At 66.3% G+C, this 14,680-nt stretch carries 13 protein-coding genes and 1 pseudogene; 7 read left to right on the forward strand and 7 right to left on the reverse strand.

The window, feature by feature from the left end; genetic code table 11:
* Window positions 1–7 precede the first annotated feature (7 nt).
* From THSYN_RS33760 to THSYN_RS36830, 3 genes are all read left to right on the forward strand, one after another.
* Complete coding sequence (locus tag THSYN_RS33760; protein ID WP_157817622.1) at window positions 8–211, forward strand: PIN domain-containing protein; 204 nt, start codon at window positions 8–10, stop codon at window positions 209–211.
* 118 nt (window positions 212–329) lie between these two features.
* Window positions 330–1,022, forward strand: coding sequence for a DVUA0089 family protein (locus THSYN_RS12235; RefSeq protein ID WP_100919396.1), 693 nt, complete (start codon window positions 330–332; stop codon window positions 1,020–1,022).
* 24 nt (window positions 1,023–1,046) lie between these two features.
* The gene (locus THSYN_RS36830) at window positions 1,047–2,111 is read left to right on the forward strand and encodes a DNRLRE domain-containing protein (RefSeq protein ID WP_100919397.1); all 1,065 of its coding nucleotides are present in this window, start codon (window positions 1,047–1,049) and stop codon (window positions 2,109–2,111) included.
* Window positions 2,112–2,325: 214 nt separating this feature from the next.
* Here the strand turns inward: THSYN_RS36830 and THSYN_RS12245 are convergent, their stop codons facing one another.
* The 5 genes and pseudogenes from THSYN_RS12245 to THSYN_RS37265 form a co-directional block, all read right to left on the reverse strand.
* Window positions 2,326–2,538: a DUF4351 domain-containing protein gene (locus THSYN_RS12245; RefSeq protein ID WP_100919398.1), complete on the reverse strand. Its 213-nt coding sequence runs from the start codon at window positions 2,536–2,538 to the stop codon at window positions 2,326–2,328.
* A gap of 116 nt (window positions 2,539–2,654) precedes the next feature.
* Entirely contained in the window at window positions 2,655–2,855 is a 201-nt protein-coding gene (locus THSYN_RS12250; protein WP_100919399.1) for a DUF2283 domain-containing protein, read from the reverse strand.
* Complete coding sequence (locus THSYN_RS12255) at window positions 2,852–3,124, reverse strand: DUF4258 domain-containing protein (protein WP_100919400.1); 273 nt, start codon at window positions 3,122–3,124, stop codon at window positions 2,852–2,854. The genes THSYN_RS12250 and THSYN_RS12255 overlap by 4 nt, the downstream gene beginning before the upstream one ends.
* Before the next feature lie 101 nt (window positions 3,125–3,225).
* Window positions 3,226–3,873, reverse strand: a complete 648-nt coding sequence (locus tag THSYN_RS12260) for an Rpn family recombination-promoting nuclease/putative transposase (RefSeq protein WP_216644739.1) — start codon at window positions 3,871–3,873, stop codon at window positions 3,226–3,228.
* A pseudogene (locus THSYN_RS37265) lies at window positions 3,866–3,940 on the reverse strand (hypothetical protein); the annotation flags it as partial. The pseudogene THSYN_RS37265 and the gene THSYN_RS12260, both read right to left, overlap by 8 nt.
* A gap of 395 nt (window positions 3,941–4,335) precedes the next feature.
* On the opposite strand from THSYN_RS37265, the gene THSYN_RS12270 reads away from it, so the two are divergent.
* Window positions 4,336–5,772 carry a sensor histidine kinase gene (locus THSYN_RS12270; protein WP_100919403.1) on the forward strand — a complete coding sequence of 479 codons (1,437 nt, stop codon included), beginning with the start codon at window positions 4,336–4,338 and terminating at the stop codon, window positions 5,770–5,772.
* Between the two features lie 88 nt (window positions 5,773–5,860).
* A complete protein-coding gene (locus THSYN_RS12275; RefSeq protein ID WP_172965269.1) occupies window positions 5,861–6,514 on the forward strand; it encodes a response regulator transcription factor in 654 nt (217 codons plus the stop codon).
* Window positions 6,515–6,528: 14 nt separating this feature from the next.
* Here THSYN_RS12275 and THSYN_RS12280 read toward each other — a convergent pair whose 3' ends face one another.
* Window positions 6,529–9,606 carry an efflux RND transporter permease subunit gene (locus tag THSYN_RS12280; protein ID WP_100919405.1) on the reverse strand — a complete coding sequence of 1,026 codons (3,078 nt, stop codon included), beginning with the start codon at window positions 9,604–9,606 and terminating at the stop codon, window positions 6,529–6,531.
* Window positions 9,603–10,715, reverse strand: a complete 1,113-nt coding sequence (locus tag THSYN_RS12285; RefSeq protein ID WP_100919406.1) for an efflux RND transporter periplasmic adaptor subunit — start codon at window positions 10,713–10,715, stop codon at window positions 9,603–9,605. The genes THSYN_RS12280 and THSYN_RS12285 overlap by 4 nt, the downstream gene beginning before the upstream one ends.
* Before the next feature lie 228 nt (window positions 10,716–10,943).
* On the opposite strand from THSYN_RS12285, the gene THSYN_RS12290 reads away from it, so the two are divergent.
* Both THSYN_RS12290 and ovoA read left to right on the forward strand, forming a co-directional pair.
* Window positions 10,944–11,708: a class I SAM-dependent methyltransferase gene (locus THSYN_RS12290; RefSeq protein ID WP_418219919.1), complete on the forward strand. Its 765-nt coding sequence runs from the start codon at window positions 10,944–10,946 to the stop codon at window positions 11,706–11,708.
* Window positions 11,709–12,398: 690 nt separating this feature from the next.
* A complete protein-coding gene (ovoA, locus tag THSYN_RS12295) occupies window positions 12,399–14,510 on the forward strand; it encodes a 5-histidylcysteine sulfoxide synthase (RefSeq protein ID WP_100919407.1) in 2,112 nt (703 codons plus the stop codon).
* Window positions 14,511–14,680: the final 170 nt, after the last annotated feature.

Below are 14,680 nucleotides of genomic sequence, written 5' to 3' on the forward strand. Positions count from 1 at the left end.
TCGGGGCTTGATCTTTCTGACCGACGATCGCGCAGCACGCAAGGCGGCGCGACGGCACGGCATCCCCATCTCCGGTTCCCTGGGCTGCCTGGTCGCCTGCGTCGAGCGCGGCCTGGCGGACGCAGATCAGGCCAATCGTTGGCTGAACCGGATGATAGAACAGGGTTTCCGCTCGCCGGTGCGGGATCTCCGAGAGTTGATGGAGAGCTGAGATAATGCGGATAGACAGAACAGCGTAGCCTCTGAGTACACCAGCGACATTTCAGGCTTACCCCGTAATCTTTCATAAGTTATCGGGATCATAATAGATGCGAACGGAGAACGATCTTATGAGACCTTCGCCGCGCCGTTACGCGCTCATTGCGCTGCTGCCGGTCCTATGCGGCCCGGCCTCCGCCGCCTACGTCTTCAGCGGCAACCTCGCCGCCGACGACAGCGTCCGTTTTTTCACCTTCACGCTGTACAACCCCGGGCACGTCCTCGTCGATACTACGGGCTGGTCGTCGAACGGATTCTGGCCGGCCGTCTACCTCTGGAATGCGAGCGGCACGGCCCTGGATGCCGCCATCGGCGGCAATGGCGGCGCCCCGGGCGATGTGCAACTGGATATCGACCTCAGCTTCACGGTGCCCGATCCGACCGGGGTCTATTACCTCGCCCTGTCTGAGTACCCCAACAACTCCGGCGGGGTGGACCTGCCGGGCGGGCTGCCGACGTCGGCGATCTTCGACCATGACGGGCTCGGCAATTTCACCGGCCTGGCCGCGACCGGCTTTTGTTCGGAGGATCGGGCCGGGGCCTTTTACGCGCCGGGTCCGCTGGACTGCGTGCAGGGCTCCGGCGCCTGGGGCCTGAGCATCGCGGTCGCGGGCGGGGCTCTGATCGGCACGGTCAGCCCCTACCCGCTCACCGTGCCTGAGCCCGCCACCCTGGCCCTCGCCATGGGCTGGCTCGCCGGCCTGCCGCTCCTCGTGCGCCGACGCCGGGCCTCACGAGCGCCGGCCTTCCCATTCCCAGCCTAGACACACACCACAGATCGGGAGTCCATGATGAAGGTCGGATGCCACGCACTCCGTGCCGCCCTTTTGGCGGTCCTGTTCCCGGTCGCGGCGGGCGCAGTCAACGCCCCCGTGGCGGCCGACGCTTATGTCCTCGCGACCGCCCCCAACACCAACTACGGGGGCGCGGCCAATGGCACCAGCCTCAAGATCAACCCCGCCGCCCGCGCCTTACTGCGCTTCGACCTCTCCGCGCTGCCGGCGGGGTTCGCCTCCTTCGAGGTCGCCAAGGCGACCCTCTATGTTTGGGTCAGCACCCTGCTGGCACCCGGCGGGCTGGAGGCGCGTGCCCTCGCCGATGCCTGGAGTGAGACCGGGGTGACCTACAGCAATGCTCCCGCCGAGGGACACCCGATCGCCTCCAGCGAACTCGCCGTCGCCCCCGCGGGCCGGTACCTGCGCCTCGATGTCACCGCTCAGGTGCGCAGTTGGGTCGAGACCCCCGAGGGCAATTTCGGGCTCGCGCTCTCGTCCGACCAGAATAGCCCCGAGGCCTCCCTCCTTATCGACGCCAAGGAAAATACCCAGACGAGCCACCCGGCCTATCTCGACATCGCCCTGGCGGGACCGGCGGGGCCCGCGGGCCCCCAGGGCGATACCGGCGCGGCGGGCGCGACCGGACTCCAGGGCCCCAAGGGCGATACCGGTGCGGCCGGCGCGACCGGATTGCAAGGCCCCAAGGGCGATACCGGGGCGACGGGCGCCACCGGACTGCAAGGTCCGGCGGGACTGGGGTACGACCCCTTAAAGATCGGCATGTTGCGGTGGTATAAAGTCGGCATGCCGAGCACCGTTTTTGTAGGTCGGAACCCACAGGCCATCGCCTTCGACGGGGCGAATGTCTGGGTCGCGAACTGGTCGGGTGACACGATCACGAAGCTTAGGGCTAGCGACGGCGCCGTTTTGGGCACCTATACGACGGGGTTGGGTCCGTCCGCCGTCGCCTTCGACGGCGCGAACGTCTGGGTGGCGAACTCGGGTAGGGGAACCGTAAAACTTATAAAAACGGGGCGCCGATCGCTCCGGGAGTTCCGGGGACAGTTTACGCAATAGCGCCGATCTCTCCCAGCCTGAACGCTCAGCCCCCCTGCTTGCCGGGCGGTGCACCTGTACGCTCAGCGCCTCCCGCCGTGCGCTACCTTGTGTACCGCTGCCGCAGTGGACCGCGGGGTCCAGTGGACCGGAGCCAGGTCCTGCAATCAAGCATCGGGGACAGGATGCAAGAATGCATGATTGCAGGATCTGACCGCGGCCCCGCGGATGGCGCTCAGTGCAGCACCGCCTCCACGTCGTCCGCGGTGAGGATGCGCTCAGACCAGGCGAGTAGGATTTCGGGGTCCGCGCTGGCGATCCGCTCACGCACCGACTCGCTCGGCGGGCCGAACTTGCGCTCGACCAGGCGTAGCAGCACTGCGGCTCCACCCTGCTGCTTGCCCCGCTCGACGCCCTGTTCGATGTAACGATCAAGAAAAGTTTGCATGGAGATAAGGGATCAGGCTCAATTAAAGGTTAACGGGCCTCTGAAAGCAAGGGATTGCGACCGATTACCAAGCGGAGCTTGACAAGCGGGCAAAAGAGCCAATCGACTTTACATGGTCAAGCCGCATCCGCGACGACCTGCTCGACCTGCACCGGATAGATGCCGAGCTTGCGGGCATCCAGAATCGTCATTTCTCCGATCCCTTCGGCCGTATAGCCGATATTGACGTTCCAGCTCACCGATTCATCACGTACGATCTCGCCCGTCGTGAACTCGATGAACAGGATGTCGTCGTTCTCGTAATAGACGATCTTCATGCCTCCTCCCGCTCCCGCCAGTTGATCATGATGGTCTTGACGACGATTGCCTGCCGATTCGTGACCGCGGCGCAGACCAGGTTGTCTGCGCGGCCATCGAAGCGGCGAAACAGCCAGCCGTCATCTTTGCCATTGCCAAGGTAAGCGCCCTGCTCGATCAGCACTTCAACCTCCGCGAGTGTGACGCCCCGCTTCTTCATGGCCGCGAGCGCATGGTCGGTTAGCCAGACCCGCTTGCCGAATCTGGCACTTGTGAATACTTCACTCATGGTGGCGTCCGGCTTGCGACAATGGTAGCTCTCTTCGAGAGCTCGGCGGACAGTTTACGAAACATGATTGCAGGACCTGACCGCGGCCCCGCGGATGGCGCTCAGTGCAGCACCGCCTCCACGTCGTCCGCGGTGAGGATGCGCTCGGACCAGGCGAGCAGGGTTTCGGGGTCCGCGCCGGCGATCCGCTCACGCACCGACTCGCTCGGCGGGCCGAACTTGCGCTCGACCTGGCGTAGCAGCACAGCGGCTCCGCCCTGCTGCTTGCCCCGCTCGACGCCCTGTTCAATGTAACGATCAAGAAAAGTTTGCATGGTGGTGTCTCCGACCGGGGTCTCACTCAACAGCGTCCGGACCAGCTCTTCGTCCAGACGGATGTTCGCCTGAACATAGTAACGCAGAAGGGTGGACAGGATTTCAGTCGCCTGGGTCTGGTCGCCGATCTGCCGGATCAATGCCAGAAGCTCCCGCAGCGGCTCGACGGGTTCTTTGCTGTAGATGTGGCGCATCGCCAGTTGCACCAGTCGGGTCAACACCTCGCCCTTGATCTCGGCGTTGGTCCGCGCGGAGATGTCGTGCAGGGCATAGCGAAACTGGGGGACGTAGGGGACCAGAGCCTCCGGCAACGGCTCGACGAGATCGTGGAAGCTGGCCGGCACCCGCCACTGGCGCTCGCCATGGTAGAGCACCAGTAGCGAGGTCGACCTCGGCCAGCAGCGCCGCGGGGAGGTTGTGGAGCAGGAAATCACGGGCGATATCCAGCCGTCCGAAGCTCTCGCGGAAGTAGCGGTCGTGGGGGGTGCCAAGCTCGTCCATGACTGGGCAGGCTAATGCGTCTGCGTTCGTGGGGCAAGTGCCTCAGGCCGATGCCCCCAGTAGGCTCGGTCCCGCGCTGCCGAGACCGGCCGGCGCTAAGCCGACAAGCTGGTCGCGGTCGCGCGCCGGGACGGCAGCCCCGCTTGGGTGCTGGTGCATGTGGAGGTGCAGGGCGAGCCGGAGGCGGCCTTCTACGGACCCCTGCAGGGCCTCGAAGTTGCTCTACGCAACGCCATGCATGGCCAGCTTACCGGGCTCAAAGGGCTACGCGGGAACGCGACGGAGTCCTGGAGTCGGCCCCGTCGGCGTTGCGTTGCCCGCGCGAGCGATCTAGCATCCCGTTCTCCCCGGCCGACTCGCTCACGACTGCAACCCGATGGGGCTCCGATCGCCCGATGATCTTCCATGCCCGCACGGGCTTTCTCTTCGCGAGCATCCTCAGTCTGGTGATCGGGTTGGCGCTGTGGGCGGCCCTGTGGAGCCAGCGGAATGCGGCGCTGCATCACTGGTGCGGCGGCAGTCTCGCCGCCGCGGCGGCGTCCCTGCTGATCGCCCTGCGCGGGTTGGTGCCCGAGGTGCTGGGTTTCACGGTGCCGATCGCCCTGGCGGTCCTGATGCTGTCGCTGAAGCTCCAGGCCATCCGGCTGGAATTGAATGCCCCCGAGCCCGTTCATCGTCCGGCCCTTCTTCTGCTGGCTGCGCTGACGGTGTACGAGCTATTGCGCCAGGGGGGCGACGATGGAGTCGGCCATGGTCTCGGTCATTATGCGCATTCCCTCTTTGCCTTGCTCGTTCTATCGCTCATGAACGCCCGGATTGCCTGGTGGGCAAGTCGCCTGGGGCGTCGGCGAGGGCAGCGCAGCGCGTACTGGATTGCCTGGGCCTTCGGTCTCATGGCCGCCGCGTACGGTTTTCGCCTCGTGAACGGTACTCTGGGCGGCTTCGATCCGAATCCGCTAGGCCAGCAGGGGTACGACGCATTGCTGCTGGGCCTGACCTCGTTCGTCGGCATCATCGTCAGCAATATCGCCTGGCTCAGTCTGGCGCTCGAACGGCTGATCCGAGCCCAAGTGGTGGCCGCGGCCACCCAGGCGCGCGCTGAGGAAAATCGGATACTGAGCGAGCAGATCGTCCAGCTCGAGCGTCAGCGCAGCCTGGGCCTCTTATCGGCATCGCTGGCGCACGAGCTCAATCAGCCGCTCACCGCCATCCTGACCAACGCGCAGGTTGTGCGACGTGGGCTCGGCAGCAAACGCATCGAGCTGACGCAAGCGCTGGAGTTGCTGGACAAGGTTGTGTACAACACCCAGCGTGCCGCTCGCATCCTGGAGCATATCCGCGGGCTCATTCGCCCGTCGCAGATGCGCCGGCAGCCCGTCGATCTCGTTGCGGTCATTCAGGAAGTGGTCGAACTGGTCGCCGCGCAGGCCCGTGCGCAAGCCTGTCGTCTGGACTGTTCCTTGCCGCAGCGCCCGGTCCGAGTCGCGGGCGACCCGATACAGATCTCCCAACTCGTGCTCAATGTATTGCGCAATGCAATCGAAGCCACCGCCCTGAGTGCGAAACGCGAGATCGCGGTCCGGCTTTGGGAGGAGGACGACGGTGCCCGCCTGCAGGTCCAGGATAGCGGCCCCGGTCTGTCGGCCGAGGCACTTCAGAAGGCCGGGGAGCCGTTCTATACCACCAAGGCGCAGGGTCTGGGTCTCGGCTTGTCGATCTCACGCACGATCGCCAGGCACCATCACGGGGAACTGACCCTGAGCAACACGGCCGGGGGCGCGCTCTGCGAGCTCAAGTTGCCGCTGCAATCCATCACATCGCAAACGACCTGAACCGATGCCACCAGTACCACCTGTTCGCCGTACGGTCACCACCGAGGACCTGCGATGGGGCGAGCGCTGCTCCCGTGGACTCGTCCTGGTGGTGGACGACGATTGCGAAATCCTCGCCGCCTTTCGTGCCCTGCTCGAGCTTGAGGGCTATGCCTGTGAGACCTACAGCTCCGCGCTCGCCCTGTTGAAGACGCTCGACCACCCCAGTCCCTGCTTCCCTGGTCCCTGTTGCATTCTTTGCGATGTCATGTTGCCCGAGCTGAACGGGCTGGAGCTTCAGCGCGCGCTCGCGGCGCTGACGGATACACCCATGCTGTTGATGAGCGGCGTCAGCGGCGCCGCGGAAGTGGCCAGCGCGTTTCGCGCCGGGGCCCTCGATTTTCTGATCAAACCCATCGACGCGGAGGTCTTGCTCGACGCCGTTGCGAGGGCTTTGGCGGTCAGTTCCGATCGGCAACGGCAGCAGGCGCGCAAGGGCGAACTGGCGCGGCGCTTTGCGTCGCTCACCAGGCGCGAGCGCGAGGTTGCGCGTCTGGTGGCCCTGGGCCAGCGCAATCAGGCGGTATGCGATGGGCTTGGGATCTCGCTGCGTACCGTCAAGCGACATCGCCATCAGGTCATGGAGAAACTGGCGGTCAGCACGCTCGCCGACCTCGTCCGCGCGATGGACGAGGTGGATGAACCTCAATCCGGCAATTGCTCTCACAAAGACACGAAGACACAAAGAAACACAGATTATTGAAGGCGTTGGGCCGATCACCGCTCGGCGGCCGGCGGCAGTTCCGTCGCCAGCCCGGGTGCGCGATGCACCGCGGGGGAGAGCAGCATATAGAAGGCCGGCACCACGAATAGGGTGAAGAGGGTGCCGATACCCAAGCCCGTGACGATGACGAGTCCGATGTCGAAGCGGCTGACGGCCCCGGGGCCGCTGGCGATCAAGAGCGGCACCATGGCGACCAGCATGGAGACCGTGGTCATGAGGATGGGCCGCAGGCGGATGGTGGAGGCGCGCTCGACCGCCTCGCGCTTGTCCAGGCCCTCGCGCGCGCGCAATTGGTTGGAGAACTCGACGATCAGGATGCCGTTCTTGGTCACCAGGCCGATCAGGGTGATGAGGCCCACCTGCGTATAGATATTGATAGTAGCGAAGCCCAGGAACAGGAAGGCCATAGCCCCGGCGATGGACAGCGGGACCGACATCAGGATGACGAAGGGGTCGCGCCAGGACTCGAATTGGGCCGCCAGCACCAGATAGATGATCAGGATCGAGAGGAAGAAGGTGACCTCCAGGGCCGTGCCCTCGCTCTTGAACTGGCGTGATTCACCTTTGAAGTCGAAGCGCACGCCCTGCGGGAAGATGGCCTTGGCCTGTTCCTCCAGATAGGCGAGGGCCTCGCCCAGTGGCACCCCGGGCGCCTGGACACCGGAGACTGTGATCGAGTTCAATTGCTGGAATTGGGTGCGCTTGGAGGGTTCTACCTCGTTGCGGATCTTCACCAGGGTGCTCAATGGGACCTGTTCGCCGGCGCTGGTGCGTATGTAGTAGTCCTTCAGGTCGGCCGCGGCGTTGCGGAAGCGCTGTTCCACCTGGGGGATGACCTTGTAGCTGCGCCCTTCCAGGCTGAACCAGTTCACATAGTCCTCATTCAACATGCCGGCGAGGCTCGCGCCCAGTTCGGCCATGCTGATGCCCATGGCGCCGGCCAGGTCCCGGTCCACCTCCAGCACGCTGCGCGGGCGCTCCAGCTTCACGTCCTTGGACAGGAACATGAACTTGCCGCTGGCCATGGCGGCGCCCAGGAGCTTGTCCACCAGGCCGTCCAATTCCTTATAGTCGCGGTCCGAGACGATGACGAAGTCCACCGGGATGCCGTTGCCCGGGGTCGGCAGGCTGGGCAGCGGAAAGACCACGGTATTGAGGCCGGTGATCTGCGCGAGCTTCCCCTGCAATTCCGGCAGAATGGCGTCCTGGCCGCGGGCGCGCTCGGTGGCCGGTGTGATCTTGAAGCCGCCGAAGGTGTTGGACTGGTCGCCGCCGAAGCCGGCGACGATGAACGAGTCCGTGTGTTCCGGGATGGACTCGAAGATGGGAAACATCTCCTTGATGTAGTGCACATCGTAGTCGATGGTCGCGGTCTGGGGCGCGGTGGCCATGAAGAACAGGATGCTCTGGTCCTCGGTGGGGGCCAGTTCCTTCTGCGTCATGCTGTACATGGCATAGATGGCCCCGATGACCACCAGGGCGACCAGCAGCGTCAGCGACGGGAAGCGCAGCCAACCATGGAGCATGGCGCGGTAGCCGCGGGCCAGGGACTCGAAGACGTGCTCGACACGCAATTCAAAGCGGGTCTGCTCGCCCCCGGGGCGCAGCACCAAGGCGGAGAGCATGGGCGAGAGGGTGAGCGCCACCACGCCGGAGACCAGCACGGCCCCGGCCAGCGTAAAGGCGAATTCGGTGAACAGGGTGCCGACCAGCCCGCCCATGAAGCCGATGGGGGCATAGACGGCGACCAGGGTGGTGGTCATGGCGATGATGGGCAGGGCCAGTTCGCGCGCCGCGTCCACGGCCGCCTGGACGTTGGATTTGCCCATCTCCAGGTGACGGTGGACGTTCTCCACCACCACGATGGCGTCGTCGACCACCAGGCCGATGGCGAGCACCATGGCGAGCAGGGTGAGCAGGTTGATGGAGAAGCCCATCAGCAGCATCAGGAACCCGACCCCGACGATGGACAGCGGCACCCCCACCGCGGGCACCAGGGCGGCGCGCAGTGAGCCCAGGGACAGGAAGATCACCAGCAGCACCACGAGCACCGCCTCGGCCAGGGTCTTGAAGACCTCCCGGATCGAGGCCTCGATGAACTCGCTGGCGTCATAGGGGACGAAGACCTTGAGCCCCTGTGGGAAATCGGCCTGAAGCTTGGGCAGCAGATCGCGCACCCGCTTGGCCACGTCCAGCGGGTTGGCGCCGGGGGTCTGCTCCACCGCGATGAAGATGGCCGGGTTGCCCTTGTAGAGGGTAGTGGAGTCGTAGTCCGCGGCGCCCAGTTCGACCCGGGCGATGTCGTCCAGGCGCACCAGGGTGTCGGCCTCGGAGCGGATCACCAGGCGGCGGAAGTCCTCGGCCCGGCTCACGTCCGTGGTGGCCGACAGGTCGATCTGGACCAGGTCGCCCTTGAGCTTGCCGACGCCGGAGAGATAGTTGTTGGCGCGCAGGACCCGGGTCACGTCGTCCCCGGTCACCCCGAGCGCGGCCATGCGCGCCGGGTCGAGCCAGATGCGCATGGCGAAGGTCTTGTTGCCGAGCAACTGCGCCTTGGCCACCCCTTGCAGGGCCTGCAATTGGGGCTGGATCACGCGCAGCGCATAGTCGGTGATCTGGGGCAGGTCCATCTCGCGGCTGTAGAGGGCCAGATACATGAGCGCGGTGGAGTCACCGGTGGTGGAGTCGATGACCGGGTTCTGGGAGGTCTCCGGCAGGACGTTGATGCGGCTCGCCACCTTGGCCTGGATCTCGGCAATCGCCGCCTTGGGGTCATAGTTGAGGCGCATGTTGGCCTCGATGACCGAGACCCCGGCGGTGCTGGTGGCGGACAGGAAGTCGATGCCGTCGGCCTCGGCGATGGCCTGTTGCAGCGGGGTGGTGATGAAGCCCTTGACCAGCTCGCTGCTGGCCCCCGGATAGGCGGTGGTGATGGTCACCACGGTGTTCTGGGTCTTGGGGTACTGGCGGACCTCCAGATCGATGAAGGCGCGCACCCCCAGGATGAAGATCAGCAGGCTCACGACGCTCGCGAGTACCGGCCGGTAGACGAAGATGTCGGTGAACTTCATTGCGGCTTGGTCCCGGCCGGTGTCGGCGCCGGCGCCGTGCCCGCGGCGTCCTTGATCTGGACCTCCTGGTCGTTGCTGAGTTTCACCTGCCCGGCGGAGACCACGAGATCCCCGGCCTTGAGCCCGCTCGTCACCGTCACCTCGTCGCCGCGCACCTGGCCGGTCTCGATCTGGCGCCGCTGCGCCTTGGGCTTGCCGTCCTTCGTCTCGACCAGGAACACCGAGTCGCCGTAGGTGTTGAAGGTGATCACCTCCCGCGGCAGGGTCAGCACCCGGTCCTGCGTCGGCAACAGCGTCTCGACCCGGGCGAACATACCGGGGCGCAGTTCCAGCTTCGGGTTGGCGAAGCGGGCGCGCACCTGTACGCTGCGTGTGCCCTTGTCCACCCCGGGGGTGATGGCGGCGATGCTGCCCTGGAAGGCCTGGTCCGGGTAGGCGGCCACCCGCACCCGCACCGGCTGGCCGACCCGGATGCGGCCGATCTCGCGCTCCGGCAGTGAATAGTCGACATAGAGCGGGTCCAGGGCCTGCAACAGGACGATGGGGGTGCCCTCCTTGAGGAACTGGCCCAGGTCGACCTTGCGGATGCCGAGCTGGCCGTCGAAGGGGGCGCGGATCACCTTCTTGTCGATGGTCGCCTGCTTGGCCTTGACCAGGGCGCGGGCCTGGTCCATCTGGGCGGTGGTGTCGTCGACATCGCCCTGGGAGACCACCTTGCCCTTCAGCAGCGAGCTGTTGCGTCCGAGCTTGAGGGCGGCGAGCCGCTCCGCCGCCTTGAGCCCCTCCAGGTCCGCCTGGTCGACATCGTCATCCAGGCGCACCAGGATATCGCCCTGGCGGACCCGCACCCCGGAGTCGAAGCGGATCTCCTGGACCTGCCCGGCCACCTGGTTGCTGACCTCCACGCCCTGGACCGCCTGGACCGAGCCCACCGCGTCCAGGGTCGGCTCCCAACTGGTCTCGCGCACCGGCGCCACCGCGACCACGGGGGCCGGCATGGGCTGCGAAAACATGGCGATCTGGCCCTGGATCTGGCGAAACTTGACAAAGGCCAGGGCGCCGATCACGGCGGCCAGGATCAGGAGTACCAGGAGGAAGCGTCGGAGCATGGGGGGCCTTTGGGGGTCGGTAAATCGCGATGGTCAAAGAACGTCGTGCGGCGAATGAATGCAAACGGGCGCTGAGGCTGGCGCCGCTCTGACCCCCGATTATACGGCCTGGACCTTGCCGGGTCGCCGTCGGGGTTGTTGTCGGCGCAGCACGTCTCGCTTCGGACCGGCCGCGCTGCCCCCATGTTCCTGACTCTGTTATCTGGCTAACGTGTGGAGACCTGTGTGATGACCGACCTGCGGTGCGATCTTGAGGCGAGCGCGATGCGTATCCATCCGGCGGGCGAGTACCGCGCCATGGAGGAACTCGAGGTCATCCGGGAACTCGTGGCGGTGCGCGGCCGGAGGGTCCTGGAGTTGGGCTGCGGGGCGGCCTGGATGACCCGCCTGCTGGTGGACCCGCTGGGGGCGGCGGCGGTCACGGCGACCGAGGTGGACCGCGTCCAGCACGCGAAGAACCTGGCGCTGGGGGACCTGCCGTCGGTCAGCTTCCGCCTCGGCGGGGCCGAGGCCATCGCGGACCCGGACGGGGCCTATGATCTGGTGTTCCTGTTCAAGTCGCTCCACCATGTCCCGCCGGAACTGATGGACCGGGCGCTGGCCGAGATCCATCGGGTGCTCAAGCCGGGCGGCCTGCTCTACTGCTTGGAGCCGGTCTACCAGGGTCCCTTCAATGACGTGATGCGCCTGATCCAGGACGAGAAGGAGGTCCGTGAGGCGGCCTTCGCGGCCTTGCAGCGGGCGGTGGGGCAGGGGCGCTTTGGCCTGGCGGCGGAGGTCTTTTTCGCGTCCGCGGGGACCTTTCCGGATTGGCCGAGCTTCGAGTCGCGCTTCGTCGATGTGACCCACAGCGAGCGCAACCTGGATGCCGCGCGGCGCGCGGTCATCCGCGCTGCCTTCGAGCGCCATTTGACCCCGACCGGTGCCAGGTTCAGCAAGCCGCATCGGGTGGACCTGTTGCGCCGGGAGGGCCCGGGGTGCGATGAGAACTGATGTGGTGACCGAGATCCCGGGTACGTTGTCGTTGTCGTTGTCGTAATCGAATAATCCGACCACGATTACGACAACGACAACGACAACGACAACGACGCCCGGTCCGTGAGAACGTCCGGTAGCGGTAGCTGTAGGGTAAACCGATGCGTACCCTCACGAAGCCCGTGTCCAAGGCATAAACCTCGACCAAATGTATAGTACGGTAGCAGGATGTGGCGCGTAACCCCGGCCTCGATCGTCGTTCCGGCCGCGACCGGCGATCGGCGTAGGGTGCGCCGCGCGCACCTTGTGCTGAGACGCACCGGCATCGCGGTGGCACGGGTGCGCGCGGTGCACCCTACGGGCTTTCCGGCCGGAACGACGAGCGAGGCCCGTGTGACCCCGAACTGCCCCCGCCGCCGGCCCCGCCAGAGGCTTAAGTCACCAAATGCGAGGGGCGAGGCAGCGCCCGCGTCTCCAGACACCAGCCGACCGACCCGCGGCGATCCCCAGACCGCCGCCGCCCGGTTGCGGTGAAGGCCCTCAATCAGCATTATGGGCGGATCGGCGTCGATCATCGCCCCGGCGATCCCGCGAGCGGCGGGGTCCCCGGGCGATTTCCGGAAGGCCTCATACGAAAAGGAGCGCGGGCGTTCCGCCCCCGGTGGTGAAGCCGTCGGGGCGGGACGCCCCGACTCCCAAGGAACCGACATGACCACACCACTGCTGACCCGCACCCCCAGGCTCGACGGCGACGACCCGCAGGCCAAGCGCCTCGAGATTTACGACCATTTCATCGCCACCTTCGACCGCTACGAGTCGCTTTTCGACACCCTGGCGACGGCGGACGCCTACTACCGCAAGCCGATCGCGCTGCGGCACCCGCTGATCTTTTATTTCGGCCACACTGCCACCTTCTTCGTCAACAAGCTGGTCCTGGCCGGACTCCTGGAGCAGCGCATCGAGCCCCGGTTCGAGTCGATGTTCGCGGTCGGCGTGGACGAGATGGGCTGGGACGATCTCGACGAGTCCAACTACGACTGGCCCTCCGTGCAGGCGGTGCGCGACTATCGCAACCGGGTGCGGCACGTGGTCGGCGGGCTGATCGAGCGCCTGCCGCTCACCCTGCCGATCGGCTGGGACAGCCCCTGGTGGCCGATCCTGATGGGCATCGAGCACGAGCGGATCCACCTGGAGACGTCCTCGGTGCTGATCCGCCAGCAGCGCCTGGACCTCGTGCGCACCGACCCGGCCTGGGCCCCCTGCCGGGAAACCGGTGAGCCGCCGCCCAACCAACTGCTGCCGGTTCCCGCCGGCACCGTGCAGTTGGGCCAGGACCAGGCGAGCGACCCCTGGTACGGTTGGGACAACGAGTACGGCACCCACGAGGCGGAGGTCCCGGCCTTCGCGGTGGCGCGGATGCTGGTCTCCAATCGGGAGTTCCTGGCCTTCGTGGAAGCCGGCGGCTATGAGGACGACGGCTGGTGGACGGCGGAGGGCCTGGCCTGGCGTCAGTTCAGCCTGGCCCGCTACCCGAGCTTCTGGGTCCCGGAGCCGGCCGGCTGGCGCCTGCGCCTGATGCTGGAGGAGGTGGCCATGCCCTGGAACTGGCCGGTCGAGGTCAACTATCACGAGGCCCGGGCCTTCTGTCAGTGGCAGTCGGCGCGGACCGGCGCGGCGGTGCGCCTGCCGACCGAGGACGAGTGGTATCGGCTCTATGACGCGGCCGGGGTGGCCGAGGTGCCGACCGAGGGGCCGGGACCGGCCAATCGACACCTGGACCACTGGGCGTCCTCCTGCCCGGTCGATCGCTTTCGGCACGGGGACTTCTGCGATGTGGTCGGGAATCTGTGGCAGTGGACCGAGACCCCCATCTATCCCTTCGCCGGGTTCCGCGTCCACCCGCTCTATGACGACTTCACCACTCCCACCTTTGACGGGCGCCACAACCTGTTCAAGGGCGGGTCCTGGGTGTCCTGCGGCAACGAGTCGCTGCGCAGTGCCCGTTATGCCTTCCGTCGCCACTTCTTCCAGCACGCCGGCTTTCGCTATGTGGTCGGGGAGGCCCCCGGCCTGCCGCCCGCCTCGCACTACGAGTCGGATCGGCAACTCTCCGAGTACGCCGAATTCCACTATGGCGCCGAGTATTTCGGCGTACCCAACTTCCCCAAGGCCGTGGCGGACCTGGCGTTGCGCTGTGTCGGTGACCGGGCGCTGGGCCGCGCCCTCGACCTGGGCTGCGCGGCCGGGCGTTCGTCCTTTGAACTGGCGCGGCGTTGCCCGGACGTGATCGGCATCGACTTCTCGGCCCGGTTCGTCGGGCTGGGCGTGCAGATGGCAGGGGAGGGGGTCTTGCGCTACACCCTGGTGGAGGAGGGCGAACTGGTCTCCTGGCGCGAGGTCCGGCTCCAGGACCTGGGGCTCGAGGGGGTGCGCGAGCGGGTCGCCTTCGTCCAGGGTGACGCCTGCAACCTCAAGCCCCAGTTCGTAGGCTTCGACCTGATCCTGGCCGCCAACCTGATCGATCGGCTTTACAGTCCGGCGCTGTTCCTGGGCAGCGTCCATGAGCGGCTCAATCCCGGCGGACTGCTGGTCCTCGCCTCCCCCTACACCTGGCTCACGGAGCACACCCCGCGGGAGGAATGGCTGGGCGGCTTCAAGCGCGACGGGGAGAACGTGACGACGCTCGACGGGCTCAAGGCGGTGCTGGGCAGCCATTTCCGACTCATTGAAGGGCCGGTGGAGATCCCGTTCGTGATCCGCGAAACCCGGCGCAAGTTCCAGCACAGTCTCTCCGAGGTGACGGTGTGGGAGCGGCGGTGAGCAAAGCGCAATACCGCTACGCTGCGGTGTCGCCTGTGATGGGTTCCGCTGCGCTCTACCCATCCTACGTGTCCAACCGCTTTGTCCCATGCGGGCACCGGCGCCCGCAACCGGCGGCATCCGCAGCCCCGAAGGCGCCCGACATACCAGCCCAGGGCAGCGCCCTCACT

This window comes from Candidatus Thiodictyon syntrophicum (assembly GCF_002813775.1).
In the GTDB taxonomy this organism is placed as follows: Bacteria; Pseudomonadota; Gammaproteobacteria; order Chromatiales; family Chromatiaceae; genus Thiodictyon; species Thiodictyon syntrophicum.

Bases quoted from the DNA above. Each gene is read 5' to 3' on its own strand.
- THSYN_RS12235 (WP_100919396.1), top strand. From the start codon at position 330: ATGAGACCTTCGCCGCGCCGTTACGCGCTCATTGCGCTGCTGCCGGTC.
- THSYN_RS36830 (WP_100919397.1), top strand. From the start codon at position 1,047: ATGATGAAGGTCGGATGCCACGCACTCCGTGCCGCCCTTTTGGCGGTC.
- THSYN_RS12245 (WP_100919398.1), bottom strand. From the start codon at position 2,538: ATGCAAACTTTTCTTGATCGTTACATCGAACAGGGCGTCGAGCGGGGC.
- THSYN_RS12250 (WP_100919399.1), bottom strand. From the start codon at position 2,855: ATGAAGATCGTCTATTACGAGAACGACGACATCCTGTTCATCGAGTTC.
- THSYN_RS12255 (WP_100919400.1), bottom strand. From the start codon at position 3,124: ATGAGTGAAGTATTCACAAGTGCCAGATTCGGCAAGCGGGTCTGGCTA.
- THSYN_RS12270 (WP_100919403.1), top strand. From the start codon at position 4,336: ATGATCTTCCATGCCCGCACGGGCTTTCTCTTCGCGAGCATCCTCAGT.
- THSYN_RS12280 (WP_100919405.1), bottom strand. From the start codon at position 9,606: ATGAAGTTCACCGACATCTTCGTCTACCGGCCGGTACTCGCGAGCGTC.
- THSYN_RS12285 (WP_100919406.1), bottom strand. From the start codon at position 10,715: ATGCTCCGACGCTTCCTCCTGGTACTCCTGATCCTGGCCGCCGTGATC.
- THSYN_RS12290 (WP_418219919.1), top strand. From the start codon at position 10,944: ATGACCGACCTGCGGTGCGATCTTGAGGCGAGCGCGATGCGTATCCAT.
- ovoA (WP_100919407.1), top strand. From the start codon at position 12,399: ATGACCACACCACTGCTGACCCGCACCCCCAGGCTCGACGGCGACGAC.